Origin of the sequence: Sphingobium sp. 15-1, assembly GCF_013375535.1 — a bacterium.
Lineage (GTDB): Bacteria > Pseudomonadota > Alphaproteobacteria > Sphingomonadales > Sphingomonadaceae > Sphingobium > Sphingobium aromaticivastans.
Genome location: NZ_JABXJG010000003.1, coordinates 267,465 through 294,328, shown reverse-complemented (window position 1 = coordinate 294,328; position 26,864 = coordinate 267,465). Strand labels below are relative to the sequence as shown.

The following is a 26,864-nucleotide window of genomic DNA, read 5'->3' as shown; positions in this document are numbered from 1 at the left end:
CCTGCAAGCAGGGGGGCGGCGCCTTGACCGGGCGCCTGCCCCCGATCATCCTCAGTTCGGCATGCGGACCTTGGGACACACCTCGGTCGCCAGCCGACGGATCGACTCTTCCCACGGCTTGGGATCATCGATGCTGTCATGCTGGTTGTAGACGATCTGGCCCCAGCCACCGACCTTGTCGGCCAGCGACTCCAGCTTTTCGATGCAGGTTTCCGGCGATCCGCACAAGACGACATGCTCGGCCAGGAAATCCTCATCGATCGTCTCGGGCGTCACGTCCTTGCCGGAATCTGCAATGATGCCGTTGAACAGGCCGAACTTGATGTAGATTTCCTTCAGATAATGTTTCCATGTCTGCATCAGGCCGCTCTTGAGGAACAGCCGCTTGGCCTCCGCATCGGTGTCGGCGATGAAGACGTCGCGACATACCCTGTACCGCTTGCGATCGGGCCTGCGCCCCTGCGATTCCATCGCGTTCGCCCAGGTTTCCCAATGGGCCTTCATCTGCGGCGTGCCGCCGAAGAAGGAGATGGGGGAATAGTCGCGTTCGCCCGCGAATTTCATCGACGACGAGCTTTGCGACAGGCCGGTCACAGCGATTTCCAGCTTGTCGCGACCGCCATAGGGGCTGTTGTCGGCAATGATGACGTCATATTCGGGCATGGTGTCCGGGCCGGGGAAACCGGCCTGATAATATTTGCCCTTTTCCAGGAAGGGTTTCCCCTCCCACACCCGTTCCATCATGTGCAGCGCCTCGATCTGGCGCGGCGGCAGCTCGAAGATATTGTCGAAGCCATGCAGGATCGCGTCGGTATGGTGGCCACCCGGGGCCACGCCCAGAAAATAGCGCCCCTCCATCACCTGGCTCAGCCAGCCGATACGGACCGCCAGCGTCGCCGGGTCATGATAGGGCAGCAAGTGCGCCATAGGCGCGAAACGGATCTGCTTCGTCGTCTGCGCGCACGCCGCGATGATGGCTTCGGGAACCGGGATATTCTCCCAGCCCAGCGTATAATGTTCGCCGATCATGAAGTCGGCATAGCCCGCCTCGTCCGCGATCCGGGCGATGTCGAGCGCCCAGTCGAACACCTGCCGCGCCGTGCGGCTCGGCGGGTTATAAGGGGTCATGAAGATCCCGCACTGCATCGCCATGATATAACTCTCCTTGAATATTTATCGCGCGGTTCGATCAGATGAACACACCATTCTCATTCTTGGTCGAGAAGCGCGGGGCGACCTTGCTGATGAACTGTTCCAGCTCTTCCTGATTGGCTTCCGGTTCCAGATGGCCCTGGCCAAACATCAGGAACAGCTCGTTGAAGCCGAGGCGATCATGCGCCTCGCCGATCCGGTCGGCAATTTCGTCGGCGGTGCCGATCAGGACGTTGGGCGGTCGCTGGCCGAGCGGGATGAACCATTCGTCCCAGAACCACATATGTTCCCGCATCAGTTCGGCCGCGCGATCCTTGCTGTCGGTCAGCATCAGGAAACCGCCCCATGCCGACGCGTCGGTCGAAGTCACTTCACGGCCATTCTTCGCAGCCGTCGCGATATAACGATTGTTGAGCGATTCGCAGAAATCGAGATTATCCGACAGGACAATCAGTTTGCCGCCCTCCTCAGCCCAGAAGTCGATCGTCCGGCCCGAAGCCGCGAAGCCGCCATAGATCGGCGGGTGCGGAGCCTGATAGCAGCGGGGCGCGATACCGATTTCCCGCACGATGCCGTTTTCATCCTGCCCCTTGCCGAACTTGGCATAGGCCGGATGCCCGGTGGAGCCCCCTTCCGGCGGGAACTGCCAGTTTTCACCCTTGTGGCTGAAAACGTCGCTCGTCCACGCCTTCTTCACGACACGCACGCCTTCTTCGAAGAGCGAGCGGTTGCGGGCATCCTGTTGGTCGCGTGCCTTGACATTGTCCGGCGTGGTCGCGCTCACGCCCTCCTTGGCGCCATAGGCGTCGACCCAGCGGGCATGGTAGCCGCGCGTGAAGCCGCAATAGAGCCGTCCCTGCAACATATGATCCAGCGTCGCGAGTTCCTCCGCGACTCGGACCGGATTATGGGTCGTCATCGTATAGCCCATCGTTCCCGCGTGCAGTCGCTTGCTGTTCTGCCCGACGAACAGGCTGAACATGCCGGGATGGTTGTTCGCCTCGAAACCCTCGATCTGAAGGTGATGTTCGGGCTGGCAATAGCCGTAATAACCCAGGTCATCGGCCAGCCTTACATAGCCGCGCACTTCCTCAAGGAAACGCTGGTACAGTTCGGGCCGCTGGCCGGCCATGCCGGCCTCGATTTCCTTGCGGCGTCCGACGACGCCGGTTTGCATAAGATGGAACTTCATAGCCTCTCCGCCCCAAAAATGGGGTCGCGGTCCCTACCGCGACATCAGGTTGATCTTGTGTCGACGCCCTAATCCAAACCCTTTCCGGGCAAGTTGTCAACTCACGTGTTGACGAATGGCGAAATTTTTTCCCATAAGCGTTGTCGGATGCCGTGCGGCACAGCAGAAGAACGGGAAGAGGAATGATATGACGGGCTCCATCGTCACCGAGGTATCTACGCTGGGCGACCTCCTGCTGCGCGCCGCCGAAACGCATCCGGCGCGCGATGTTCTGGTTCTGCCGGACGAACGCATCAGCTACAAAGGGTTGCTCGATCGAGCGCAAACCGTTGCGAAGGCGTTGATCGCAAAGGATGTAAAGCGCGGCAATCATGTCGCGATCCTGATTCCCAATAGCTGCGAATATGCGATCAGCCTGTTCGCCATCGCCCTGATCGGCGCCGTCGCCGTGCCGCTCAATGCGCGGCACAAGGCAACTGAACTGGGATATATCATCCGCAATGCGCAAGCGGTCGCCTTGCTCACCAGCCGGCATGCGAGCGATCCCGTCGATTTCCCGGCAGTGCTGCGCGAAGCGCTCACCGGTGAAGCGGCGCCTCATCTACAGCACCGCATTTTGATGCGCGGCGAGGGCGATGCCGAATTCGAATCGTTCGAGTCGTTCGCCCGCCCGGCCGACCAAGTTCCTGCGGACACCATCGAAACGCTGCGCCGTCAGGTCCGCGTGCGGGACCCCGCCATCATCATCTACACCTCCGGCACGACCGCCCATCCCAAGGGCTGCGTGCTCAGTCACGAAGCCGTGACCCGCGGCCCTGTCGAGCGGTCGCGCCATCGGTTGAAGGCTGCGGGGCGCGATGTCGTCTGGGGCTGCGGCCCGCTGTTCCATATCGGCACCCTTGCTCCCTTCATCGGCACGGTTGGCGTGGCGGGGACATTTCTGACCGACAGTTATTTCGAACCGGGACGCAGTCTAAAACTCATGTATCAGGAGGGCGCGACCCTCGCATGGCCGTGGTTTCCTGCCATCGTGCAGGGACTGATGGGCCATCCCGATTTCGACCCTGCCCGCCTGGGTGCGCTCAACCAGCTTTTCATCATCGCGCCGCCCACGCTCGTCGACGCGGTACAGTCAGCACTGCCCCATACCGAGGTGATTCAGGGGTGCGGCATGACGGAAACCGCCGGACTTTTTGCCATGTGCGATCCTGACGAAAGCCGCGAATCGCGATCCGCGACCCATGGCAAGGCCTGTCCAGGAGTCGAGGTGCGGATCGTCGATCCGGAAACCGGAGAGGATCTTCCCGACGGCACGCTCGGCGAAATCCTGGTGCGCGGCTTCAATGTCATGGACGAATATTGGGGGGCGCCGGAAAAGACGGCAGAAGCCTTTACGCCCGACGGCTGGCTCAAAACCGGCGATCTCTACACGCGTCTGCCGGGCGGCAGCCTGGTGTTCGGCGGACGCCACAAGGATATGCTGAAGGTCGGCGGCGAAAATGTCGCCGCCATCGAGATCGAAACCTTTCTCTGCACCCACCCTGCCGTCAAGACCGCGGAAGTTGTCGGTCGCCCCGACCCTCGACTGGACGAAGTCCCGGTCGCCTTCATCGAACTGGAAGCGGGGATCGAAGCGAGCGAGGAGGCGCTGATCACGCATTGTCGCGGACGGATCGCCAGCTACAAGGTGCCAAGAGCCATATATTTCATGCAGGCGACCGACTGGCCGATGTCGGCAACCAAGATCGACAAACGCGCGCTGCGCGAAAGGCTGAAATGATCCGAAAGGTCAGACCTTGGCGGCGGCAGGCACCATGCCGCCGATGAAGATCGACCAGAAGGCTTCGGCGACCTGCTGCCCGGTCATGCCCTTGCCGGGGACGAACCAGCGGTGGGTCCAGTTCAGCATCCCGAACAGGGCATTCTCCACCAGCCGGACCGGGATATCGCCACGCAGATCGCCCTGCGCGATGGCATCGCCGATAAAGCCGATCAGCATCTGATCGAACTGTCTGGTCTTCTTCATGATGTCCTGCGCCCAAGCGGTTTCGTCGTCCGCAACCTGATGCATCTGCTCCTGAATATAGACGAAGGTCGCGGGATAATTTTCCTCATAGCTGACCATCAGGGAGACGAAGATTTTTTTCAGCCGTTCAATCGCTCTTAGACTGTCGTCCTCGATCAACTGTTGGGCGACCGCTATATTGGCGTCGAGCACCCCTTCCACCGTCTCGTGGAACAGTTCTTCCTTGCTGCCGACATAATAATAGACCGTCGCCCGGTCCAGACCCGCCGCCTGGGCGATGTCCAGAAGCCGGGTGGATTGAAACCCCTGTTCCTTGAACAGTTCGGCGGCGATTCGCAGCAGTTCCGCGCGCTTGGCTTCATAATCTGCGCCACCCTTGGCCTGCTTGGTGCGCCGGCGGCGCGAAATATTGCTCGTTTGCGTCATGGGCGCACGATGCATGGAAAGGGTACGACTTTCAACAACGTTACAACGTCAACGTAGATGTTGATAAAATAGACAGGCTTCGATATGATGGGGCTGGAGAGGATGAATGACACTTGCACGCTTCCCCTTGAACCCGGACTATGGGTCGGGCTGCTATCGTCGCCTGCTGCGCTTTTATGCGCTGCCCGGCGCCGTTCTGGGCACGATCGATGACAGCCATCATGCCATGTGGATCCTTCTGCGTCATGATGGACAGCGGATCGAGGCGGTCGAAGCGGACATCAGCCGAGGCCCCGCAACCAGTTGCCGTGGATCGGCGGCCGGCTTGCGCAAACTGGTCGGCCTGCCTCTTCAGGCCGAAAGCCAGGCCGCGATCGCCACTCTCGACCGCGTCCAGAACTGCACCCATCTTTCCGACCTTGCCGCATGGAGCCTGCGGGTCGCACATAGCGGAAATGTGGGCCGTCGTGTCGAATATCAAATCCGCGTCGAGGACGATGACGGAACCCCTTTCCGGATCGAAATCGCGAAGGCAGGGAAGCCGATCCACAATTGGCTGGTATCAGGCTCCACCGTCATCGCGCCGGAGCCTCTGGCGGGCATGCCCTTGATGCGGGGTTTCATGGCGAGCGCTCGGACCCATTTCCAGGGTGACGACCTCGAAGCCGCCATCATGCTCCAGCGCGGTATCTGGGTCGCGCGGGGCCGGCGCCATATCGTCGATGCCGCCCCTGTCCCCCTGACCACCTATGAAGACATGGAGGACGCCTGCTACAGCTATGCCGGCGAGCAATGGCGTACCGCGACCAGCCATGTCGGCTATGTGCGGGATGTCACGGACGGCATCCTCCCGCATCCGCTTCCCGACCATATTTCCCGCTTGTTATCAGGATATGACCATGACCCGAGTTGACGGCATCGCACCGATCGAGCGCATCATCGAGGACGCCCGCAACGGATTGCCCTATATTCTCATCGATGCGCCGGACCGCGAGAATGAGGGCGACGTCATCATTCCCGCGCAGTTTGCAACGCCGCGCATCATCAACTTCATGGCCAAGCATGCGCGCGGCCTGATCTGCCTTGCCATGACGCAGGAGCGCGCCCGCACGCTCAGCCTGTCGCCCATGGCACCGCGCAACGAAAGCGGCCATGGAACGGCGTTCACCGTCTCCATCGAAGCGCGCGAGGGCGTGACCACCGGCATTTCCGCCCATGATCGCGCCCACACGATCGCGGTCGCCGTCGATCCCACCAAGGGCGCGCGGGACGTGGTGTCGCCCGGCCACGTCTTTCCCCTGACCGCGCGCGACGGCGGCGTGTTGGTGCGCGCGGGCCATACGGAGGCGGCGGTCGACATCTCGCGCCTCGCGGGCCTGACGCCGGCCGGCGTCATTTGCGAGGTCATGAACGATGACGGATCGATGAGCCGGCTGCCCGAGTTGATCGCATTCGCCAAGGAACATGATCTGAATATCGGCACCATCGCCGACCTCATCGCTTATCGGCGGCGGTTCGAATCGCTGGTCGAACGGGTCGCCGAAGCGCCGTTCGAAAGCTGGTATGGCGACTTTCGCATCATCGTCTATCGCAACGTCATCGATGGCGGTGAGCATGTCGCGCTGGTGCGCGGCACGCCCAGCAAAGACCGTCCCACGCTGGTGCGCGTCCATCAACTCGACCTTACCGCCGACGTCCTTGGCTGGCGGGCCGCTCATCGCGACTATGTGCCCGCCGCGCTCAGGGAACTGGCCAATTATGATGGCCCGGCCGTGGCCGTCTTTGTGCGGGATCCCAGTCCGACCTCGATCTCGGAACGGATCAAGGGCAACCGAAAGGCCTATGCCGACACGCACGGCTATCGCGACTATGGCATCGGCGCGCAAATCCTGCAGGATCTGGGCGTCGGCGAGATGGTGCTGCTGACCTCCAGCACCGGCAAGCTGACCGCGCTCGAAGGGTTCGGGCTGACCGTCGTCGCCAAGCGCCCGCTGGTTGAAAATGGCGTGCGGCTGGTGTCCTAGGCCGCCGCATCGGGGCTGGTTGCGGCATTGACCAGCCGCATGAACGCCTTGATACGCAGCAGACCGAAAAAATCGAGCATCAGGGGAAGAGCGGTGTGCAGCATCGCCGCCGCCTTCTCCTCTTCGATCCGGCCATCGCTGGCATTGAAGAAGATCGCTGCTTCATGCGCCGCGACCTGTTCGGCCAACGCCTTGTAGAAGGCAATATTCTCCGGCGGGAAGCCATTCTCATCCACAAAACCGGCTTCACGGATGCGGCCCCATATCTCGACAAGGCGCGCATCGGGCAGGCTGAGTTCGGGGCCATCCGCTCCTTCCCGCATGTCGAGCATATCCATCTGCGCAAAGGCCTGGGCGTCACGCTCGGCGGCGGAATGGCGTTGCTGGAGCGACGCCAGAGATACGGTCGGCGCAGTATCGAGTCCGAAGCGGTGTGAGAGCAGTTGTTCAAGATGCGCATAGGGCGAACTTGGAGCAAGCGGCTGACCCCCATCCCCATTCATTAGCGCCTTGATCTGCTTGATCGTCAGCCGCGCGCCTTTCTGAAGCTCGCGGACCGCGGCAATGCCTCTCACATGGTTTTCATCATATTCGGCCGCGTTCCGGGCGGGGCGCTCCGGCTGCGGCAGCAGCCCTTCGCGGATGAGTATGCGGATCACCTCCCGGTCCACGCCCGTCCGCTCTTCCAGTTCGCGCATCTTCATCCGCAAAGCATCTCCCTCAACACCGCCATTGCATATCAACGTATGCGTTGAAAGAATCATTGCAGGCGCCCGTTCATGCGTGTAACTTACACGCACAACGCTGATATTGCCATATCGGCCAGCGACAGGAGAGCAGCCTTGGCAACGATATCCGACGACCGCACCGCCCCTCCCCCACGCAGCCGCGCGGCAAAACCGGCCCATGTGCCCGACGATCATGTGTATGAAATCGACATGTATGCGCTGGACGGGATCGAGCAGGGCTATCACGAGGCCTGGAAGAGCATCCAGAAGCCGCGCGTCCCCGACCTTGTCTGGACACCTTTTACCGGCGGCCACTGGATCGCGACCAACGGCGACACTGTGCGTGACGTCTATAGCGATCCCTCACGCTTTTCGAGCGAAGTGATTTTCCTGCCGAAAGAAGCCGGCGAGAAATATCAGATGGTGCCCACCCGCATGGACCCGCCCGAGCACACGCCTTATCGGAAGGCGCTCGACAAGGGCCTCAGCCTGGCCCAGATTCGCAAGGTGGAGGACAAGGTCCGCGCCATCGCGGTCGAACTGATCGAAGGCTTCGTCGCGCAGGGCGAGTGCGACTTTGCGGCCGACTATGCCAATGTTTTTCCGGTCAAGGTGTTCATGGCGCTCGCTGATCTTCCGATGGAGGATGTGCCGACACTCAGCCGCTATGCCCGCATGATGACGCGGCCCGAAGGCCATACGCCCGAAGAAATGGCGACGGACCTGCAAGCGGGCAATGACGGCTTCTTCGCCTATGTCGAACCGATCATCCATGCGCGACGGGGAAGCGACCGCGAAGACCTCATCACCATCATGGTGAATGCCGAGATCAACGGCGCACCGATCAGCCATGACAAGGCGTTGGGACTGATCTCGCTGCTTCTTCTGGGCGGGCTGGACACCGTCGTTAATTTCCTCAGCTTCATGATGATCCACCTGGCGAAGAACCCCGCGTTGGTGGATGAATTGCGCCAGGACAGTCTCGCCCTGATGCGCAGCGCGGAGGAGATGTTCCGCCGCTTCCCGGTCGTGTCGGAAGCGCGCATGGTGGCGAAGGATCAGGAATATAAGGGACTTTCCCTCAAGCGCGGGGACATGATCCTGCTGCCCACCGCCTTGCACGGCCTGGACGAAACGCTAAATCCTGATCCCTGGCGGATCAATCTCGAAAGGCGTGGCATTTCACACAGCACGTTCGGCGGCGGCCCCCATCGCTGCGCAGGTCTGCATCTCGCCCGCATGGAGGTGATCGTGACCCTTGAGGAATGGCTCGAGCGGATACCGAGTTTCGGCTTCAAGGACGGGGAAAGTCCGGCCTATCATTCCGGTATTGTCGCTGCCGTCGACAATGTTCCCCTCGTCTGGCCGGCGTGAGGTTGCGATCATGCCGATGATCCATATCGCGCTGCGCGACGGCCGAATCTCTTCCATCAATGTCGAGGAAGGGCTGAGCATTATGGAAGGCATCCCCAGCGCCGGCGTCGATGAATTGCTCGCGCTGTGCGGCGGATGCTGTTCTTGCGCGACCTGCCACATCTATGTCCAGGACGACTGGTCGGATCATTTCACGCCACCATCTGCGGACGAGGATGAATTGCTTGAGAGTTCTTCATCCCGCCTTTCGGCGTCACGGCTCGCATGCCAATTGATCGTGGACAGGCATATGGAGGGATTATCGTTTACGATCGCCCCCGAAGATTAGCACCTCATATTAGGTCTATATATTAGATCTATAGGGGGGAGGCGTTGCTTCAAGCAAGCCCCTCCCCCAATTGGTCATTTGAGATCGATGCGCACGCTTTCAAGCCTTGCGTTGAAGCGACTCTCCGAAATCTTGTAGTCGTCGTTTATCGGCGTCAGCGTATCCTCACCCAAGTTGAACACCTGATGCGGAACGGATGCCGAACGATCATCGGCAAGTCATTGAAATACAGTAGGCCGCATTTCCGCGCGAAAAATATGTGGTGCTAAATAATTTTGCCATATGTCCTTATTTTGTTGACTCTGTGCCGATAATTGCGGTGCTATTCGCTCATGTTCGTGCGCGAGAAGACCATCAAGGGCTACACCTATCTCTACCTGGTGGAGAATGTCCGCGAAGGCGGGCGCACGAAGCAACATATCATCCGCAACCTTGGTCGCAAGGACGCCGTCCTTGCCGCTGGTGATCTCGATCGCCTGATTGCCTCGATCGGCCGTTTCAGCGAGCGGGCCATGGTCCTGAGCGCGCTCGACAACAATCCTACGGATCTTGACGCCCGACGTATTGGCGGTCCGCTCCTGTTTGGCCGACTGTGGGAGCGGCTTGGGATTGCGGAGGTGCTGGAGGATCTGCTCCAGGACCGCCAGTTCGGCTTTGCTGTCGAACGGGCGGTGTTCGTGGCGACGCTGCACCAGCTGTTCGTCTCGGGTTCGGACCGCTCCTGTCTCGACTGGATGCAGAGTTACCAGATCGATGGCGCACAAGGTCTTGCCCTGCACCAGTTCTACCGCGCCATGGCCTGGCTGGGCGAGGAACTCGAGGAGAAGGCGCAAGGCGCGCTGGCACCGCGCTGCGTGAAGGATGAGATCGAGGAGAGGCTGTTCGCTCGGCGGCGCGATCTGTTCACCGACCTCAGCCTCGTCTTCATGGACACCACCTCGCTGTCCTTCTACGGCGTTGGTGGCGAGACGCTGGGCAAGCGAGGCTATTCCAAAGACTATCGGCCTGACCTGGCGCAGATGATCCTGGCGCTGGTGGTCGATGCGCAAGGCTGCCCGATCTGCACGGAGATGGTGCCCGGCAACACCGCCGACGTGACCGTGCTGCTGCCCATTGTCGAGCGTCTGCGCTCCCGCTTTGGTGTCACGCGTGCCTGCGTCGTTGCTGACCGGGGCATGATCAGCAAGGAGACCATTGCCGCGCTCGAGGCGCAGGGCATGGAATATATCCTGGGCGCCCGTGAGCGGTCGGACAGCATGGTGCGCGACATCGTTCTCAATGACGCCGCGCCGATGGTGCCGCTGGCGCTCGACCGGCAGGCTGGCGAGACACAACTTCTGATCAAGGAAGTGCGCATCGGGAAAGGGAGCGACGCTCCGCGCTACATCGTCACCCTCAACGAAAAAGAGGCGAAGAAAGACAAGGCCGATCGACAGGCGATCATCGATGCCCTCCAGGTCCAGCTCAAGAAGGGGGACAAGGCGCTGGTCGGAAACTCGGCCTACCGCCGGTATCTGCGCAAAAGCGGCAAGGACAAGGGCGCCAGCTTCGAGGTCGATGTCGGCAAGCTGGCCGATGAGGCGCGCTTCGACGGCATCAGCGTGATCCGCACCAATACCAAAATCACGCCCTTGCAGGCGGTGATCCGCTATCGTGACCTGCTTCAGGTCGAAAACCTGTTCTACAAGGCCAAGGCTACCTACGACACGCGGCCCGTGTTCCATCAATCCGACGCAGCCATCCGCGGCCATGTCTTCTGCTCGTTCATGGCCTTGCTACTATCCCATGAATTGTCCCGGCTCTGCGCGGCCCGCGACCTGAAGCCGGAATGGCAGCCGCTGCTCAACGATCTCGACCGTCTGCAGAAAGTGACCCTCCACAAGGACGGCAAGGACATCACAATCCGGACACCTACGGCCGGCATGGTCGGCGCGGTGTTCCAGGCCGCCGGCGTCGCTCTGCCAGCCAACATCCACGAAAATCCAACCGCATAAGCTGCCCTCACGCGCAAAGCTCCCATGTGGTGCTAAGGACCGCGCGCGACCGCACAACATATTGATTAAAAATATCTTTTTGAAATGCGGTGTTCAAGTTGGGCCTCACCCACATCGAAACCTTCGGCGTTCGATATCCAGGCGCGGTGCGTATGCTCCACCCGGCCGTTGCCGATCGCCTCACCATCCAGCAGCAGCGTCACCACGCCACCCGATCCGCGTTCGGGTTTGTCGAGCACAAGGTGCATGACCAGTTGATGCCTGCCCGGCGTCAGGTCGGTCTGCGACGCGATTCGATATTGCATGTCATTGGTCATGTTATAGTGGAATACGGGCTTTCCATCCTTCACATAGAGGGCGTAGCCGCCGAACCGGCCGCCCTGCGTGACGATGACGCCGTTGGTCGTGCCGCCCGCCGGAATCTCCATGTCGGCGGTAATGTCGAAGGACCGGCCGATGACATGCGGCGCGGTATTTTCCGGCACCCTCGTCAGCCCCGCATGATAGGTGAAGCTGGTCCGCCCTTCCGCCAGAGAGGGGCGGCCCTGTGCACCGTCCATGATGCCATGGATCGGCAGGATCTTCGCCTTTTCCGCCTCTGCATAGAACAGGGCCTGCATTTCCCTGAGCTTGTCGGGTTGGGCCGCCGCCAGATCCTTCGACTGCGAAAAGTCCTTTGAGACCTGATAAAGTTCCCATTTCCGCTTTGTCAGGTCAATCTTCTGCGCTTTGGTGATGTCCCATGGCGCCGCCGCGGGCGCGGTGCCCGCCATCCAGCCATCACGATAGATGCCCATATTCTGCATCATCTCGAACACCTGCGTGTGGCGCTGATCGGGCGCCGCGGGCTGGCTGAAACTCAGATAATGGCACAGGAACGCCGCGTAGGAATAACGGCCATCGCTATCGCGGATCTGAAGATGGGGCAGGCAAACCAGCGCGACCAACTCGTCGATGCCAAGATCATCGAGATCGCAGCCGATCACGCGGGCAGCTCGAATGGCCTCCAGTTGTGCCATTCTGAACTTGACGACCTCGTCGTAAAGCTGGTCGATTGAGTTGAAATGATACTGGACAACTACATTATTCTTCTTGCCGCTGCGTCTGGCTATCTCCCTGGCGGAAACACCACCTAGTCCATGAATGGCGACCAATTCCTCCGCCGCAATGATCAGATTGAGCTTTGTTTTTTCGGCGACGCGATATCCCATCGGCCTATCATAGTCGGAAATCGCTTGAGTCTCTAGCATATCTCAAGCTTGCGTCGACGGTGAGGACTGACCATAAAGCATCAAACTGGATTCCCACCTGACAAACGGGAACTTGCCGAGGATTGGTATGTGATGTAACCGCGAATGAGCGCCGACGATAAACACATACTTGGGGCCTTGTCATTCGCAGTATCGATTGATGCACTACCGTTGAACCGTGCCACAATCTGCATCCTGACTACTGTCTCTATGACCAATTACCATGTCGCCTGGGCATCGCCTCAAAAAGCAGGCAATCAGGTTTCAGGATCATCATTGTGTCTTTGGAACGGCAAAAAGTGGCGTTGCCGTCGCCGCATATACGTCGATCTGGGTACTACGAATGTCGGCTTTCTCGAGTCGACGATTCTCAAGCCGCCCTTCGCAAAAGTCCCAATCCTTGACGAAAAACGGACGGCAGAGGTGCTTTCACTTTTGGCGAAAGCGTTCTGCTGATCTGCCCAAAATCCTCTTGCCGCCGTTAGTCCGTAAGGCGCTAAGCGTACAGGCGCGGAAACAACGTATCGAGGGTCGCACTGGGAAATCTTAGGGAAACTGGCCCTTTCGGCGTATCGGAGGCAAGAAGTCCTTCGTCGATCAGTTGCTTGAGCACACGACGGGCCGATCGTTCCGGCATCTGCGTGATCCGTTCGGCTTCCCCACGATCAATCTCGCCGCGCATCAACGCTTCCTGAAGGAGGCGCGCGCTCTCCTTGGGCAGCGTTTCGCTCAAGGCGACATGGCGATCCAGACGCTTGGACAGGGCATCGAGTTCGAACAGGTCCGACATATAGGTCAGTTGATCGATGCACACGCGCAGGAACCAGCCGGTGAAAAGTTCCAGCCCCTTGAGCGACAAATGGCCGCGACCATCGCGGTCACCCTGTCTAACTTCATCCGCCCAGGCCATATGCTGCTTATACTCACCACGCCCGTCTAGGCCAGGCTGAAGACCGCGCGCCAGTCCACGAGATATCGACCAAAGGCCATGCGCGCCTATGCCGCTGGCATGCGCCATCGCATGGCTCATCAAGCGACTGACACGACCGTTGCCATCGGAAAAGGGATGGATCCAGTTGAAGCGATGATGGGCAGTCGCCGTGGCAAGAAGACGCTTTGCCTTGCCCTTTCCCACTCCCTGAAGCACGCGGCCGGGAGCAGGATCGAACGCAAATCGAAGGTGGAAATAGTCCATGAACGCAGGGACGCACGCACTTGTCGGGGGCAAATGCCTGCCAACTTCCACATCCTGCTCAGCGACGGATCGCCATTCACCCGGTTGCATGGTGAAAGACCGATCACCGCTTCTGATCGTCAGCATCTCGACCGACGCGCCTGCATAGAAGTCGCGATGCAATTGCCGGATAAAATCCGGGTCAGCGGGATCGGGAAGTTCACCTGACGCAGCCTGCCGATCGATGCGTTCCTGTAATCGATAATGCGCCACCGCTTCCTGCTGCAGGTCTCGCTGCCCCTCGTCTCTAGCGCCGGCAAGCGCCCGCTCTATGTCGCGCGGCCTCGTATTGTGGCCTTCGATGAGATTACTGTAATAAGTATTCATCAGTCGAACGAGATCCGACAGGTTCGCCGCGGTTTTTGGATGCAACGAATGCCCCAGTCGCTCAGCCTTTGCCGCAACCTCTGCGACGAGATCAGGTAAATCACCACCCAGCGTGTCGATACGGGCTGGTTCAATGCGGGATGGCATTTCTTCAATTCTGGCCTTCATTGGCCGATCTTAGCGCAAAAACACATTTACGCAATCATCTGATTTTCCGTAGTTACAGCTATAGGGTAAGAAAAATTTGGCCGGTCTTTTGGCCGATCCCTTGGCCGGCTCTGCCAATTGGTCTCCAAGCAATTGCTGACACTCCACCACAGACCGGGACTGATCGTGAAAGCAAACGATAAGAAGGCATCTTCCCTCCCCTCCTGTAACTTCGCTCTCATCAGACCCACCGTTTCTATCGCTACTCCAACAGCCCAAGGAGCCGCGCGCGTTCCTTCTCCCGGCGTACGCCTTCGGGTGCCCATGACAGACCACCGCGGGCCGTGGGCTCCCGGAGATCGCGCGAAAGCCATGTCGCGAGTTCCCGCAAAGTCGCATCGGGATGCGTGCGAACCCGGTCCTCGATCAGCCTCGCCACCCGCGTGTCCGGCGGCAATCGGCCCGCCTTGTCGAGGATGGCCGCATCGGCATAGCCGACCTTCACCAAGGTCCGGCACGCCTTCACCAGCGTCCGCTCGGAAAAGGACCGCATTGGCGGCGGCAGCGCCTGCAACTGCCGCACCACCAGCTTCCAGGGCAAATGCGGGCGCAGGCGCTCGACCGTTGGTAGCCAGCGATGACGGCCATCAAGCAGTTCATTAAGGTAGCGTTCGCGGTGGCCATAGCGAATATCAGCGATGGCGCGAGCATCACGGGCGCGCTTTCTGGGATTACCCAGCTTGGCTCCCCGGGCAACCGCGGCCTTCAGGCCAGCTCGGGTGCGCTCTCTGACGAGCGCGCGCTCAAACTCGGCGAAGGCACCGAGCATCTGTGTCATGAGCATCCCTTGCGCGCTGGCGGTGTCGATCGGATCATTGATTGAACGGAAATAGGCTCCCTTCTTTCGCAGCGTCTCCACAATCTCAAGCAGATGGGATAGCGAACGCGCGAGGCGATCAATCCGGACTACCAGAAGCGTGTCGCCCTCCCCTGCCCGCGCAATCGCCCGCGCAAGCTGTGGTCGCTCCCGACTCGCTCCGCTCGCCTTGCCCTCGAAAATGGTGACGCAGCCAGCAGCGCGCAGCGAATCCTTCTGTGCCGCAGTATTCTGTTCGTCCGTGGAAACCCGTGCGTATGCTGAGGTGCCCGCGGCGGTGACGCTGGACATAGACGACACATGTGATGTCGTGCATGGCTATCAGCAAATATCCTTCTGGAATGGTCATCATGGCGAGCGCTGTTTCCTGCCGATCCATGTCTACGATACGGCAACGGGACGCCCGGTCGCCATGCTGCTGCGCACCGGCAAAACGCCGTCGGGTGCGGAGGCTGCGGAGCACATCCGGCGTCTCGTGCGGCATATCCGCCGCCATTGGCCCGAAACGCACATCACCATCCGGGGCGACGGGCATTATGGCCGGCCCGAGGTCATGGCCTTCTGCGAGGCGCATGGCATCGATTATGTCTTTGGCCTTCCCACCAATGCCGCCCTGCGCGCGCCAATACGGACATTGTCGCTGCCGCTGATGCCTGCGCCGTCAAGCGCGCCGAGCAAGACCGGGTTATCCTGCGCAGCTATGCCGAGATTCGCTATGGGGCGAAAAGCTGGAAGTGTAAGCGCCGCGTCGTCGCCCGGATCGAAGCCAGTACCATGGGCATGGATATCCGCTATGTCGTCACGTCCCTGCCGGGGGGCTCCGCCGAGCACATCTACGACACGCTCTACTGCGCCCGCGGCCAGGCCGAGAATCTGATCAAACGGCACAAGACCCAGCTCAGCAGCGATCGCACCTCGTGCCGATCGGCCAACGCCAATCAGATGCGGCTCATCCTCCACACCGCTGCCTACTGGCTCATTTGGCGGATGCAGCAGGCCATCCCCAAGACAAGCGCGCTCGCCGTCGCCGAGTTCGCCACGCTGCGCCTGCGGCTTCTCAAGGTCGCCGCCCGCGTCATCGAGACCACCACCCGCATCCGCATCGCCTTTGCGTCAGCCTGCCCTGATGCCAACACGTTCCGGGCCGTCGCAGCCGCATTCAGACAAGCCCCAACATAACCGTTGCGGCCGTGCCGCTGAGCCGATCAACCCCGTCCTTCAATCTCGCAAACCTATCGAACTACCGCGATGCAAAAGACGCACCGCGATCGCTCGTCCTCATGACGCCGAAGTGGAGGCTCGAGATCGAGGATCGCCGGAAAAGCCCGCGTCGCGAATAATGCGGGCTATAAAGCTTGCGGGCGAGGAGTTGGGACATGAAGAAGCCGAGGTACATTCAGGAGCAGGTCGCCTTCGCATTGAAGCAGGCGGAGACGGGCACGCCGGTGGCGAAGGTGATCCTCCGATGGGTATATTGGAGCAGACGCTCAACCGTTGGAAAAAGGTGTACGGCGGGCTGGGCGTCGGCGAGTTGCGGCGCGTGAAGCAGCTAACACTAAGGAGAAACAAAACCGATTGTCTGTGGATCATGGGGCCTCTGCGATTGGTTGAAGCTCGACCTGGAAGCCAAGCTTGGTGAGCTGGGCGACCAGACGCCTGGCTTTGCATTCGGCGGAGCGACGGTCGAAGTGGTCGATGCCAAGATCCTGATGTACGACGCCGTTTGTGAGCATGTGCCAGATCGCGGTGAGCATGGCGGCGGCGACCGCACAGATCGCTTTCTTGGGACCCCGCCGGCTGCGCAAGCGGTTGAACTGCGCCTTGTAATAGCTGTCTTTCTTTTTCACGGCAGACCAGGCGCATTGGACCAGCACGGTCTTGAGCCAGCGCCCGCCCTTGCGCAGGTGCGAGGATTTGCGCTTGCCGGCGCTCTCATTCTGCCCCGGACACAGCCCGGCCCAGGCGACAAAATGCCCGGCGGTGGCAAAGCGGCTCATGTCGGTGCCGGTTTCCGCCAGGATGCTGGTGGCCGACAGGGTGCTGATGCCCGGCATCGTGTTGAGAAGATGGATCAGGGATCGAAAGGTGGCTCGCCCGGGCGCCACCTGCTGGTCCATGGCAGCGATTGCGGCATCAACTGCCCGATCGATCTCGATGATCGCCTTGTCCAGCGCGTCATACTGCTCGAGGTAGAGCCTGAGCATGAAACAGTGATGATCGGTCAGCCGCCCATGCAGCGCATCATACAGATGTTTGGGAGTGGCCTTGACCCGTCCATCGGCCAGGGCCGCCAGCCTGGCCGGATTGCGGATCCCGGCGATCATCGCTTCGATCATCCGGCGGCCCGACACGCCCATGATGTCGCTGATTACCGAATCCAGTTTGATATTGGCCTCTTCCAACGTCTTCTGGATCCGCTGGGTGTGGCGGGTCTGCTCCTGGATCAGCTGCTTGCGCATGCGCATCAGCGAACGCAGCTCCTGCGTCGCCTGGTCGGGAACGAAGCTCGCCCGGATCAGGCCACAGGCGACCAGATCGGCAATCCAGGTCGCGTCATTGACGTCGGTCTTGCGGCCCGGAACATTCTTGATGTGCGCGGCATTGGCCAGGATCAGATCGAAGGGGCCCTCGCTCAGGATATTCCACACCGGCTTCCAGTAGACCCCGGTCGCCTCCATCGCGACATGGCTACAGCCTGAGTCCGTCAGCCACGCCAGCAAGGACGACAGGCCCGCCGTCGTGGTCTCGAAGGACTGGCATTCCCGGCTTGTCTTGCCCTCCGACGCCAGGCGTACACAGCCCACGATCATCGCTTTGTGTACATCCAGACCAGCGACACGTTCGTGCATGATCTCCATCGAGACTCTCCTCTCACCAGTGCCGCCAGCGTGGGGACCTCACCGAAAAGAACTCTAAGGAACGCGCTCCAGGAACATGGCTGCTCCCTGGCGCCAATGGGGGTGATCGAGGCGCCCCGGGTCCAAACTACTTTACGGGCTCTCCAGCACCATAGCAAAAAGCAACCTCCGTGCTGACGACGTCGACATAATATCGCGCGGAGCGCAGCCCGACCAGTTTCAGTTAAGGGGGTCAGCCAAAGGCTGGTGCCGAACTACTTTGGCATTTTTTGCTCGGGCTTTTCCACGAGGAGCTTCTCACAATGGGGGCACCGCAGAGGCGGAGGTCTTACGAAGATGTCCAAAATCGCCTGTCGGATCGCTGGCATGCTTGGTTGTGGGGGCGGTCCCCCGACTCTTTTTTCCGCCCCGCTGCTTTGAGGCGGCGGGATTGAAGGAAGGCGTAGGCAATCATTGTCATCAATGCGTGTCGATGTAATCCAATCCAGGAGCGGCGTTCGAAATGATCGAGGCCCAGTTCTTCCTTGAGCTGCTGATGTGTTTGCTCGCAGATCCATCTCGCTTGATCGTCGCAGCTAGCATTTTGAGGGTGGCGTCAGCGGGTAAATTTGAGACGTAGTATTTTTGCTCACCGGTCGAACGTCGCTCTCCAGCAAGCCAGACCTCATCACCTAGCATGGCCTGGACACGGCCGTCGAGCATGCGATGGCGATGACCATCGGCAATCCTTAGCGGAGGCATCATCCTTCATCACCACCGGCACAAAGTTCGTTCCGGATCCCGACGGACCAACCCTCTGCGTTACCTCCCGCCGCCAGCGGTGGATCAGCCTCGGGTGCACGTCCGCCGCCCGCGCAATATCCGCTACCACCGCCCCGGGAGCACAAGCCGCCAACACCAGCGCTTCCTTCTGCTCCGCAGTCCACGCCCGTCGCCGCTCCGGCCCCGAAATCACCGTTAAGGGGCGCACCAAGCCGGGATCTGTGATCGCGGAAGATGCGATCCTGTCTTATTGTGAAGGGCGGCTGGCCCGTTTCAAGCGTTCAGGCTTCGTTCGAATAGTGGATGCCTTGCCGCTGACCGCATCCGGAAAAGTGGCAAAGCCCTTCTTGCGCGAGCAATTCGCGCGCGAGCACCCTGCCTGACTTGCGACCCTCCTAAAGAAGGGCGTGATCCCTGTCGCGGATTTGTACCGCTTTGCTGCCGCCCGATTTCCGGCAGCAGAGGGATTATCGATGGCCGTCCATTTTCCGAATATGCTTTCACCGATCAAGCTGGGCTCACTCGAGCTGGCGAACCGCGTCATCATGGGGTCCATGCACACCGGTCTCGAGGACTCCCCGTCAGGGCGGCAGGGGCTGGCTGCCTTCTACGCCGCGCGAGCGCGCGGCGGCGTCGGCTTGATCGTTGCCGGCGGCATCTCCCCCAATCCCGAGGGAATGATGCACAGCGGCAGGCATACGGGCTTTCTCAACTCGAGGGATCATATCCCCGAGCACCTTGCGGTGACGAACGCCGTTCACGACGCCCGCTCGCGCATTGCGTTGCAGTTGTTGCACGCCGGGCGCTATGCTCGCCATGACGCCGCACTCGCACCATCCGCGTTGAAGTCGCGTATCTCACCGGTCGTCTCTCGCGAAATGAGCGAGGAGGATATCCAGCGCACGTTGCAGGATTATGCGAATGCGACCTTGCTGGGTGTTGAAGCTGGCTACGATGCCGTCGAGCTAATGGGTGCGGAAGGCTATCTTCCAAACCAGTTCTCGGCCCTGCGCAGCAATCAGAGAAGCGACCGGTGGGGCGGCACTGTCGAGAACCGACAACGGTTCGCGATCGAACTGGTCGAGCGTGTCCGCAAAGCCGTGGGACCGGGCTATCCGATCATCTATCGCATTTCCGGTCTGGACCTGGTTGAGGGGGGGAGTGAGTGGCGGGAGGTCATCCGCCTGGCCAAAGCGGTCGAGGCAGCGGGCGCCACTGCGTTGAACGTCTATGTGGGATGGCACGAGGCGCGTGTACCGACGATCGCGACCCTTGTACCGCGCGGAGCCTGGATTTCCGTCGCCGCCCGGCTGAAGGAATTCGTCAACATTCCAGTGATCGGAAGCAATCGCATCAATGACCCGACGGTCGCCGAAGAGGTACTCGCTTCAGGGGCCGTTGATCTGATTTCCATGGCCAGGCCATTTCTGGCTGACGCGGACTTCGTCAACAAGGCTGCCGCAGGGCAGGCCGATCAGATCAATACGTGCATCGCATGCAATCAGGCATGCCTGGACGAGGCTCTTGCCGGTCGTCACGCGTCATGCCTGGTCAATCCCGCCGCTTGCCGCGAAGGTGAGATCCTGGTCCGGCCTCAGGCTGTTTCCCAGCGCGTCGCCATTGTCGGCGCGGGGCCTGCGGGTCTCGCTGCGGCGGTGACCGCGGCACAATGCGGCCATCGTGTGACGTTGTTCGAAGCGGACGCGGACGTTGGAGGACAGTTCAATTATGCAAGTGCCATTCCCGGCAAAGAGGAGTTCTCGCAGACGATCCGCTACTACAAGAAGCAGATTGAGTTGCTGGGGGTCGATCTGCGGTTGAACACGCGCGCTTCGGTCGACCAAATCCAGAGCGAGGCCTATGACAGGATCCTCATTGCTGCAGGAGTGATCCCCAGGATCCCCGACATCGCGGGGATCGGACACGGCTCAGTCATGACCTACGCGGAACTGATCGCCCGCAAGCGCCTCCCTGGTCGACGCATCGCCATCATAGGAGCGGGCGGCATCGGTTTCGACGTCGCAAAATTCGTGACTTCGCGGGCGTTGGATCCGGGCGAGACAAAGACTTCACGCTTCTACGAAGAATGGGGCGTGGACATCAGCGGGGAAAGTTCGGGCGGGCTGACGCAACGCAGGCCGTCAAGGACGGAGTGTGAGGTATGGCTGCTGCAGCGATCGACCGCGACGCTTGGAATGTCGCTGGCACGGACCACAGGATGGATCAGACGCGAACTCATGAAGGAGCGCGGTGTCCATATGTGGTCCGACGTCAGCTATGATAGGATCGACGATCAAGGGCTGCATGTCAGCGTTGCAGGAGAGCAGCGGATCATTCCCGCCGATACGATCGTGCTGTGCGCGGGGCAGGAATCGAACCTCGCTCTGGCAGCCGAGCTGGATCGGGTGAAGATCGGCTATGAGATCATCGGTGGTGCGAAGCGGGCCGGGGAGATCGACGCCGTGCGTGCAATCTATGAAGGCACCGTGACCTTTACCGGCCTCGTTTCGCCGATCCATGACTCCCGCGCTGCGGCCCGCCCGCGCTGAGCATCGCCCGCTTCCGTCGGCCATTGCAAGACGCGCGACCTGGCCAGTCTGTTGATTGCCGATGCCCGCGCCGCGACAGACGCTGACACTGGCGGTTGCCCCCGTACAATCAAAATCTCAATGGTCGCTGTTACGGCGTCGAAGGCAACGGGAATCGCATTACGTCAACGCTCTACGGCTCCGAGACTGACCTGGGTGGCGGCGGCGCCCGAACAGCCGGCGGTCAACTGATTTGCTGCGCCATATGTTGCCGGAATGGCGGAATTCAGCCGCTTTGCGGGTGTGGGAACGAGTCCACTGGTATTCTGTCGGGAGTCTACGGGTTTGGTGATGGCGGCGCCGCAGAAACCGCAGAAACCCTCAGAGAGTTAGTAGATTGGTAAAACCGACACCACCGAAAGCGCCCCCTGCCCTGTCGATTTTAGCCCTCTGTTAATGCCATAACCTGCGCTTATGGAAGATACGTGATCCGTCGTCCGATGGGAGTGAAATGAGTATCCGCGCGCCCATTGTGGTCCAGCGGTTCTGTTCAGACATGAACCGCCCCGGGATTGCCGGAGGCCATTTGGTTTAAATTATGCGGCCATGGGTGTTTCGTCCAGCATGGCGTAGTAGCGCTCCTCGGCTTCGGCAGGCGGGATGTTGCCAATGGGCGCGAGCAACCGCCGGTTGTTGAACCAGTCTACCCATTCGAGAGTGGCGTATTCAACGGCTTCAAAGGATCGCCACGGTCCTCGCCGGTGGATCACCTCGGCCTTGTAAAGGCCGTTGATGGTCTCCGCCAAGGCGTTGTCATAACTGTCGCCCACACTCCCGACCGATGGCTCGATCCCAGCCTCGGCAAGGCGCTCGGTATACTTGATCGAGACATATTGGCTGCCGCGGTCGCTGTGGTGGATCAGGCCGCCATGATGAACTGGTCGCCGATCATGGATTGCCTGCTCCAGGGCGTCGAGCACAAAGCTGGCATGGGCCGTCCTGCTCACCCGCCAGCCCACAATATAGCGGGCGTATACGTCGATCACGAAGGCCACGTAGACGAACCCCGACCACGTCGCGACATAGGTGAAGTCCGACACCCACAGCATGTTCGGTGCCGGCGCATGGAACTGACGGTTGACCTGATCGAGCGGACACGGAGCCGCCTTGTCGCTGATCGTCGTCTTCACCGGCTTGCCCCGGATCACGCCCTGCAGGCCCAAATCACGCATCAACCGCTCCACTGTGCAGCGGGCAATATCAAAGCCCTCCCGCTGCATCTGCCGCCACACCTTGCGCACGCCGTAGACCTTGAAGTTGGCATCGAACACGCGCCGAACCTCGGGCTTCATGGCCTCATCACGCTGGACACGTGGTGACAGGCGCGAGGGATCGCGTCGCGATGCCACACGTTCATGATAGGTGGATGGGGCGATCGGCAGAACCCGGCAGATCGGCTCGACCCCATACTCATCCCGATGCTCGTCAATGAAGGCAGTCATCGCTTGAACGGGCGGTCGAGCTCCGCCTGGGCAAAATATGCCGACGCCTTGCGCAGAATCTCGTTGGCCTGGCGAAGCTCACGGTTCTCGCGCTCCAGCGCCTTCAAACGGTCTGCCAGTTCGGTGGGAACGCCAGGACGTTTGCCGCTGTTCACCTCAGCCTTCTTTACCCACTCTAGCAGCGTGTGCCCCGAACAGCCGATCTTCTCGGCAATGGATATGATCGCCGCCCAGCGGGACGGATGGTCGCCTTCGTGGTCCAGCACCATGCGGACGGCCCGCTCACGAACCTCCGGTGCAAACTTGTTCGTCGTCTTGCTCATCGTAGACCCTTCCTCTCAGGAGTTAGGGCCTCCGGCAATCCCGGGGCGGTTCAACATGCTCGAAGGGTTCGAACCCTTGACATTGCTCGAAGAAGGCCCCTCTTGCATACGCTCAATATAATTTATGGGAGACGGCTTCGGCTTAACAAAAAGCTAACCCCCCCCCGAGATTTTGCGGGGGAACGCTGCCGATCGGGCTGAAAAAGCGCGCGAATCGACTTACCTTAAACCACTAATAGAGCGCGGATTTTTGCCTGAACTTCTAGCAACGCTACTTGCGATACCGTTCCTTTTTTTGCTGCCTTCCGTGCTATCCAGTCAACGCTTTTAAGCTGATCTGCCAATACCGCACTTGGCGGATTTTGACTGATTAATACCTCAAAGGGATAGCCTTTGATTTTGCTAGTCATAGGACAACAAATCATCATCCCGCGCACGCGATTGTAGGCTGCTGGTGACAGGACAAGGGCGGGTCGATGACCGGCTTGCTCATGTCCCGCTTGAGGATCAAAGTTTAGCCAGACGATATCGCCCATATTGGGGATATATTTCGCCATTACCAAACCTCATTCCCAACAGGCGCGCCAAAATCTACGTTTTCAGGAAAGTTTTCAGGCTTCATCCCAGCCAGCAGCCCCTCAAGGGTGAAGGCAGGCGCGGTGATCGGCTCGATGATGACCCGGCCCTCTTCTTCCCTAACGTCCACCTCCTGATCGATATGCAGCGCAGCAGCGGCCATAATCGAGGTAGGAATCCTGACCGAAGCACTGTTGCCCCACTTTTTCACTTGCACACGCATGACCACCTCCAATGTATCGACATCAATAATACATTATCATGGCGCGAGCCTGTGTCAACATTGTATCTACTTTTTGATGCTTGGGGGGTGCTGTCAATAGACAGCGTTTTTGGGCACTTCGGAGGCGGTCAGAAACTCGATGTTCTTGTTAAGAAAACCATTTTCTAATAGGGGTTTAGCCGCGCGTGAGCGCGCACGGTCGGTCATTCCGGCGGCGGCCGGAAATCCAATTTGTTCGTAAGCGTCCGGTCTTCGGCGTGTTGCGTAGTTCTGCCCCGTTGGCGAGGGAGTGATCGATAGGAGTCTCCTTCTGGACTCCATAAGGAGATCAGGAGATGGGCCGGATCGAGGTCATCACCCGCACGGAGCGCCGCCGTAAATATTCTCCTGCCGAGCGGGATGCCATCATGCGGGAGGCGGATGCGCCGGATGTCACTGTGCGCGAGGTGGCGAAGCGGCACGATATAGCCGAGAGCCTGATCTACAGCTGGCGGACGGCGCGGCGTCAGGCCGAGAAGATCGCCAGCGAACCGCTGACCTTCATCTCATATGGAACCGTGCCAGAGGGGCCATCGCCACTGTTCCTGCTGCACAGCCGCCGGTACGTCCTGATCCTGTTCCGACGATGCCGGTGATGGAAGAGTTGGCCCGCCCACATCCCGGTGCACGCCCCGGCGAGATCGGGATCGACCTGCCCAGCGGCGTGCGTCTGTCGGTCGACAGCTATCTCCGAACGCTGCTCATCCATAGCGCCCGCGCCGTCGTGGGGACGACATTCTGGAAGGATGTGGCGCCTCGGCCATGCCCAACTTGAACACCGCATTTCAAAAAGATATTTTTAATCAATATGTTGTGCGGTCGCGCGCGGTCCTTAGCACCACATGGGAGCTTTGCGCGTGAGGGCAGCTTATGCGGTTGGATTTTCGTGGATGTTGGCTGGCAGAGCGACGCCGGCGGCCTGGAACACCGCGCCGACCATGCCGGCCGTAGGTGTCCGGATTGTGATGTCCTTGCCGTCCTTGTGGAGGGTCACTTTCTGCAGACGGTCGAGATCGTTGAGCAGCGGCTGCCATTCCGGCTTCAGGTCGCGGGCCGCGCAGAGCCGGGACAATTCATGGGATAGTAGCAAGGCCATGAACGAGCAGAAGACATGGCCGCGGATGGCTGCGTCGGATTGATGGAACACGGGCCGCGTGTCGTAGGTAGCCTTGGCCTTGTAGAACAGGTTTTCGACCTGAAGCAGGTCACGATAGCGGATCACCGCCTGCAAGGGCGTGATTTTGGTATTGGTGCGGATCACGCTGATGCCGTCGAAGCGCGCCTCATCGGCCAGCTTGCCGACATCGACCTCGAAGCTGGCGCCCTTGTCCTTGCCGCTTTTGCGCAGATACCGGCGGTAGGCCGAGTTTCCGACCAGCGCCTTGTCCCCCTTCTTGAGCTGGACCTGGAGGGCATCGATGATCGCCTGTCGATCGGCCTTGTCTTTCTTCGCCTCTTTTTCGTTGAGGGTGACGATGTAGCGCGGAGCGTCGCTCCCTTTCCCGATGCGCACTTCCTTGATCAGAAGTTGTGTCTCGCCAGCCTGCCGGTCGAGCGCCAGCGGCACCATCGGCGCGGCGTCATTGAGAACGATGTCGCGCACCATGCTGTCCGACCGCTCACGGGCGCCCAGGATATATTCCATGCCCTGCGCCTCGAGCGCGGCAATGGTCTCCTTGCTGATCATGCCCCGGTCAGCAACGACGCAGGCACGCGTGACACCAAAGCGGGAGCGCAGACGCTCGACAATGGGCAGCAGCACGGTCACGTCGGCGGTGTTGCCGGGCACCATCTCCGTGCAGATCGGGCAGCCTTGCGCATCGACCACCAGCGCCAGGATCATCTGCGCCAGGTCAGGCCGATAGTCTTTGGAATAGCCTCGCTTGCCCAGCGTCTCGCCACCAACGCCGTAGAAGGACAGCGAGGTGGTGTCCATGAAGACGAGGCTGAGGTCGGTGAACAGATCGCGCCGCCGAGCGAACAGCCTCTCCTCGATCTCATCCTTCACGCAGCGCGGTGCCAGCGCGCCTTGCGCCTTCTCCTCGAGTTCCTCGCCCAGCCAGGCCATGGCGCGGTAGAACTGGTGCAGGGCAAGACCTTGTGCGCCATCGATCTGGTAACTCTGCATCCAGTCGAGACAGGAGCGGTCCGAACCCGAGACGAACAGCTGGTGCAGCGTCGCCACGAACACCGCCCGTTCGACAGCAAAGCCGAACTGGCGGTCCTGGAGCAGATCCTCCAGCACCTCCGCAATCCCAAGCCGCTCCCACAGTCGGCCAAACAGGAGCGGACCGCCAATACGTCGGGCGTCAAGATCCGTAGGATTGTTGTCGAGCGCGCTCAGGACCATGGCCCGCTCGCTGAAACGGCCGATCGAGGCAATCAGGCGATCGAGATCACCAGCGGCAAGGACGGCGTCCTTGCGACCAAGGTTGCGGATGATATGTTGCTTCGTGCGCCCGCCTTCGCGGACATTCTCCACCAGGTAGAGATAGGTGTAGCCCTTGATGGTCTTCTCGCGCACGAACATGAGCGAATAGCACCGCAATTATCGGCACAGAGTCAACAAAATAAGGACATATGGCAAAATTATTTAGCACCACATATTTTTCGCGCGGAAATGCGGCCTACTGTATTTCAATGACTTGCCGATGATCGTTCGGCATCCGTTCCGCATCAGGTGTTCAACTTGGGCCATGGCTCGCAGCGCTGGTTGCCAGAAGGCCAACGAACGTCGCAGCGACGGCGGTCGCGCATAAGACTGCGCGTTCGCTTTGGGCAATGCTCACCAGAGAGGAGCTATATCGCCGGCATCCAGCCCAGTTGATGGCGGCCTAATCGGTTCAGCCCACTCAAGGGCTGATTTGCGAGGCGAACGACAGAGTATGGCGAACCGGTCACACCGGGGTTCGACAAAGGTCATCGAACGATGCGATCCGATTGAGATCGTCCATTTGTCTGGCCGTCGATCCGC

At 60.3% G+C, this 26,864-nt stretch carries 24 protein-coding genes, 3 pseudogenes and 1 other annotated feature; of the genes and pseudogenes, 13 read left to right on the top strand and 14 right to left on the bottom strand.

The genetic code is table 11. The features are described 5' to 3' along the window. Window positions 1-51 precede the first annotated feature (51 nt). Together HUK72_RS24365 and HUK72_RS24360 are read right to left on the bottom strand one after the other, a co-directional pair. Window positions 52-1,152: an LLM class flavin-dependent oxidoreductase gene (locus HUK72_RS24365; protein ID WP_218036273.1), complete on the bottom strand. Its 1,101-nt coding sequence runs from the start codon at window positions 1,150-1,152 to the stop codon at window positions 52-54. A 37-nt stretch (window positions 1,153-1,189) separates the two neighbouring features. Further along, window positions 1,190-2,344: an LLM class flavin-dependent oxidoreductase gene (locus tag HUK72_RS24360; protein ID WP_176599117.1), complete on the bottom strand. Its 1,155-nt coding sequence runs from the start codon at window positions 2,342-2,344 to the stop codon at window positions 1,190-1,192. 187 nt (window positions 2,345-2,531) lie between these two features. Here HUK72_RS24360 and HUK72_RS24355 point away from each other — a divergent pair, with 187 nt between their 5' ends. Continuing rightward, on the top strand, window positions 2,532-4,124 hold the full coding sequence (locus tag HUK72_RS24355; RefSeq protein WP_176599116.1) for a class I adenylate-forming enzyme family protein: 1,593 nt from the start codon (window positions 2,532-2,534) through the stop codon (window positions 4,122-4,124). Window positions 4,125-4,133: 9 nt separating this feature from the next. On the opposite strand, the gene HUK72_RS24350 is transcribed toward HUK72_RS24355, so the two are convergent. After that, window positions 4,134-4,796 (bottom strand): TetR/AcrR family transcriptional regulator, encoded by a 663-nt coding sequence (locus tag HUK72_RS24350; protein ID WP_176599115.1) that lies wholly within the window; start codon window positions 4,794-4,796, stop codon window positions 4,134-4,136. Between the two features lie 106 nt (window positions 4,797-4,902). Between HUK72_RS24350 and HUK72_RS24345 the strand changes: the two genes are divergently transcribed. Together HUK72_RS24345 and ribB are read left to right on the top strand one after the other, a co-directional pair. After that, window positions 4,903-5,709, top strand: coding sequence for a DUF2889 domain-containing protein (locus HUK72_RS24345; RefSeq protein WP_176590681.1), 807 nt, complete (start codon window positions 4,903-4,905; stop codon window positions 5,707-5,709). Next, window positions 5,696-6,820 carry a 3,4-dihydroxy-2-butanone-4-phosphate synthase gene (gene ribB / locus HUK72_RS24340; protein WP_176590680.1) on the top strand — a complete coding sequence of 375 codons (1,125 nt, stop codon included), beginning with the start codon at window positions 5,696-5,698 and terminating at the stop codon, window positions 6,818-6,820. Before HUK72_RS24345 ends, ribB begins: the two co-directional genes overlap by 14 nt. Here ribB and HUK72_RS24335 read toward each other — a convergent pair. Continuing rightward, window positions 6,817-7,524 carry a MerR family transcriptional regulator gene (locus tag HUK72_RS24335; protein WP_176590679.1) on the bottom strand — a complete coding sequence of 236 codons (708 nt, stop codon included), beginning with the start codon at window positions 7,522-7,524 and terminating at the stop codon, window positions 6,817-6,819. The genes ribB and HUK72_RS24335 overlap by 4 nt on opposite strands. Before the next feature lie 234 nt (window positions 7,525-7,758). On the opposite strand from HUK72_RS24335, the gene HUK72_RS24330 reads away from it, so the two are divergent. The 3 genes from HUK72_RS24330 to HUK72_RS24320 all read left to right on the top strand — a co-directional run bounded on the left by HUK72_RS24330 (window position 7,759) and on the right by HUK72_RS24320 (window position 11,244). Next, window positions 7,759-8,922, top strand: coding sequence for a cytochrome P450 (locus HUK72_RS24330; RefSeq protein WP_176599452.1), 1,164 nt, complete (start codon window positions 7,759-7,761; stop codon window positions 8,920-8,922). A 10-nt stretch (window positions 8,923-8,932) separates the two neighbouring features. Then, entirely contained in the window at window positions 8,933-9,250 is a 318-nt protein-coding gene (locus HUK72_RS24325) for a 2Fe-2S iron-sulfur cluster-binding protein (RefSeq protein WP_176599114.1), read from the top strand. A 332-nt stretch (window positions 9,251-9,582) separates the two neighbouring features. Then, window positions 9,583-11,244, top strand: a complete 1,662-nt coding sequence (locus HUK72_RS24320; protein WP_176599105.1) for an IS1634 family transposase — start codon at window positions 9,583-9,585, stop codon at window positions 11,242-11,244. A gap of 65 nt (window positions 11,245-11,309) precedes the next feature. Here HUK72_RS24320 and HUK72_RS24315 read toward each other — a convergent pair whose 3' ends face one another. Continuing rightward, window positions 11,310-12,455 carry a TetR/AcrR family transcriptional regulator gene (locus HUK72_RS24315; RefSeq protein WP_176599113.1) on the bottom strand — a complete coding sequence of 382 codons (1,146 nt, stop codon included), beginning with the start codon at window positions 12,453-12,455 and terminating at the stop codon, window positions 11,310-11,312. Window positions 12,456-12,599: 144 nt separating this feature from the next. Here HUK72_RS24315 and HUK72_RS24310 point away from each other — a divergent pair, with 144 nt between their 5' ends. Then, window positions 12,600-12,950: a hypothetical protein gene (locus HUK72_RS24310; RefSeq protein ID WP_176599112.1), complete on the top strand. Its 351-nt coding sequence runs from the start codon at window positions 12,600-12,602 to the stop codon at window positions 12,948-12,950. A 40-nt stretch (window positions 12,951-12,990) separates the two neighbouring features. Here HUK72_RS24310 and HUK72_RS24305 read toward each other — a convergent pair whose 3' ends face one another. Both HUK72_RS24305 and HUK72_RS24300 read right to left on the bottom strand, forming a co-directional pair. Further along, window positions 12,991-14,223 (bottom strand): Fic family protein, encoded by a 1,233-nt coding sequence (locus HUK72_RS24305; RefSeq protein ID WP_176599111.1) that lies wholly within the window; start codon window positions 14,221-14,223, stop codon window positions 12,991-12,993. 241 nt (window positions 14,224-14,464) lie between these two features. Beyond that, window positions 14,465-15,370, bottom strand: a complete 906-nt coding sequence (locus HUK72_RS24300) for a recombinase family protein (RefSeq protein ID WP_176599110.1) — start codon at window positions 15,368-15,370, stop codon at window positions 14,465-14,467. Between HUK72_RS24300 and HUK72_RS24295 the strand changes: the two are divergent. Both HUK72_RS24295 and HUK72_RS24290 read left to right on the top strand, forming a co-directional pair. Continuing rightward, window positions 15,306-16,258: pseudogene (locus HUK72_RS24295) on the top strand (IS1380 family transposase); the annotation flags it as partial. The gene HUK72_RS24300 and the pseudogene HUK72_RS24295 overlap by 65 nt on opposite strands. 197 nt (window positions 16,259-16,455) lie before the next feature. Further along, window positions 16,456-16,631 (top strand): annotated as a pseudogene (locus HUK72_RS24290) (transposase); the annotation flags it as partial. A gap of 34 nt (window positions 16,632-16,665) precedes the next feature. On the opposite strand, the gene HUK72_RS24285 reads toward HUK72_RS24290, so the two are convergent. The 3 genes and pseudogenes from HUK72_RS24285 to HUK72_RS27715 all read right to left on the bottom strand — a co-directional run bounded on the left by HUK72_RS24285 (window position 16,666) and on the right by HUK72_RS27715 (window position 18,892). Further along, window positions 16,666-17,937, bottom strand: a complete 1,272-nt coding sequence (locus HUK72_RS24285; protein ID WP_176591635.1) for an IS110 family transposase — start codon at window positions 17,935-17,937, stop codon at window positions 16,666-16,668. Window positions 17,938-18,328: 391 nt separating this feature from the next. Continuing rightward, window positions 18,329-18,669 (bottom strand): annotated as a pseudogene (locus HUK72_RS27075) (transposase); the annotation flags it as partial. Beyond that, complete coding sequence (locus HUK72_RS27715; protein WP_369806082.1) at window positions 18,605-18,892, bottom strand: transposase; 288 nt, start codon at window positions 18,890-18,892, stop codon at window positions 18,605-18,607. The gene HUK72_RS27715 and the pseudogene HUK72_RS27075, both read right to left, overlap by 65 nt. A 28-nt stretch (window positions 18,893-18,920) precedes the next feature. Here HUK72_RS27715 and HUK72_RS24270 point away from each other — a divergent pair, with 28 nt between their 5' ends. Continuing rightward, window positions 18,921-19,082, top strand: a complete 162-nt coding sequence (locus tag HUK72_RS24270) for a hypothetical protein (protein ID WP_176599109.1) — start codon at window positions 18,921-18,923, stop codon at window positions 19,080-19,082. Between the two features lie 90 nt (window positions 19,083-19,172). Further along, window positions 19,173-21,248, top strand: a complete 2,076-nt coding sequence (locus HUK72_RS24265; RefSeq protein WP_176599108.1) for an NADPH-dependent 2,4-dienoyl-CoA reductase — start codon at window positions 19,173-19,175, stop codon at window positions 21,246-21,248. A 575-nt stretch (window positions 21,249-21,823) separates the two neighbouring features. Here HUK72_RS24265 and HUK72_RS24260 read toward each other — a convergent pair. The 3 genes from HUK72_RS24260 to HUK72_RS24250 all read right to left on the bottom strand — a co-directional run bounded on the left by HUK72_RS24260 (window position 21,824) and on the right by HUK72_RS24250 (window position 23,851). Next, a protein-coding gene (locus HUK72_RS24260; RefSeq protein WP_169576924.1) for an IS3 family transposase occupies window positions 21,824-23,052 on the bottom strand; the annotation gives its coding sequence in 2 pieces (ribosomal slippage) (window positions 21,824-22,764 and window positions 22,764-23,052; 1,230 coding nt in all). Next, window positions 22,655-22,771: a sequence feature (AL1L pseudoknot), on the bottom strand. Its footprint overlaps the gene before it by 117 nt. Before the next feature lie 224 nt (window positions 23,053-23,276). After that, window positions 23,277-23,609: an endoribonuclease MazF gene (gene mazF, locus HUK72_RS24255; RefSeq protein ID WP_176599107.1), complete on the bottom strand. Its 333-nt coding sequence runs from the start codon at window positions 23,607-23,609 to the stop codon at window positions 23,277-23,279. Further along, window positions 23,609-23,851, bottom strand: coding sequence for an AbrB/MazE/SpoVT family DNA-binding domain-containing protein (locus tag HUK72_RS24250; RefSeq protein WP_176599106.1), 243 nt, complete (start codon window positions 23,849-23,851; stop codon window positions 23,609-23,611). The genes mazF and HUK72_RS24250 overlap by 1 nt, the downstream gene beginning before the upstream one ends. Before the next feature lie 335 nt (window positions 23,852-24,186). Here HUK72_RS24250 and HUK72_RS24245 point away from each other — a divergent pair, with 335 nt between their 5' ends. Together HUK72_RS24245 and HUK72_RS27475 are read left to right on the top strand one after the other, a co-directional pair. Continuing rightward, entirely contained in the window at window positions 24,187-24,486 is a 300-nt protein-coding gene (locus HUK72_RS24245) for a transposase (protein WP_255325993.1), read from the top strand. Further along, the gene (locus tag HUK72_RS27475) at window positions 24,486-24,665 is read left to right on the top strand and encodes a hypothetical protein (protein ID WP_255325992.1); all 180 of its coding nucleotides are present in this window, start codon (window positions 24,486-24,488) and stop codon (window positions 24,663-24,665) included. Before HUK72_RS24245 ends, HUK72_RS27475 begins: the two co-directional genes overlap by 1 nt. A gap of 93 nt (window positions 24,666-24,758) precedes the next feature. Here HUK72_RS27475 and HUK72_RS24240 read toward each other — a convergent pair whose 3' ends face one another. Further along, window positions 24,759-26,420 carry an IS1634 family transposase gene (locus HUK72_RS24240; protein WP_176599105.1) on the bottom strand — a complete coding sequence of 554 codons (1,662 nt, stop codon included), beginning with the start codon at window positions 26,418-26,420 and terminating at the stop codon, window positions 24,759-24,761. Window positions 26,421-26,864: the final 444 nt, after the last annotated feature.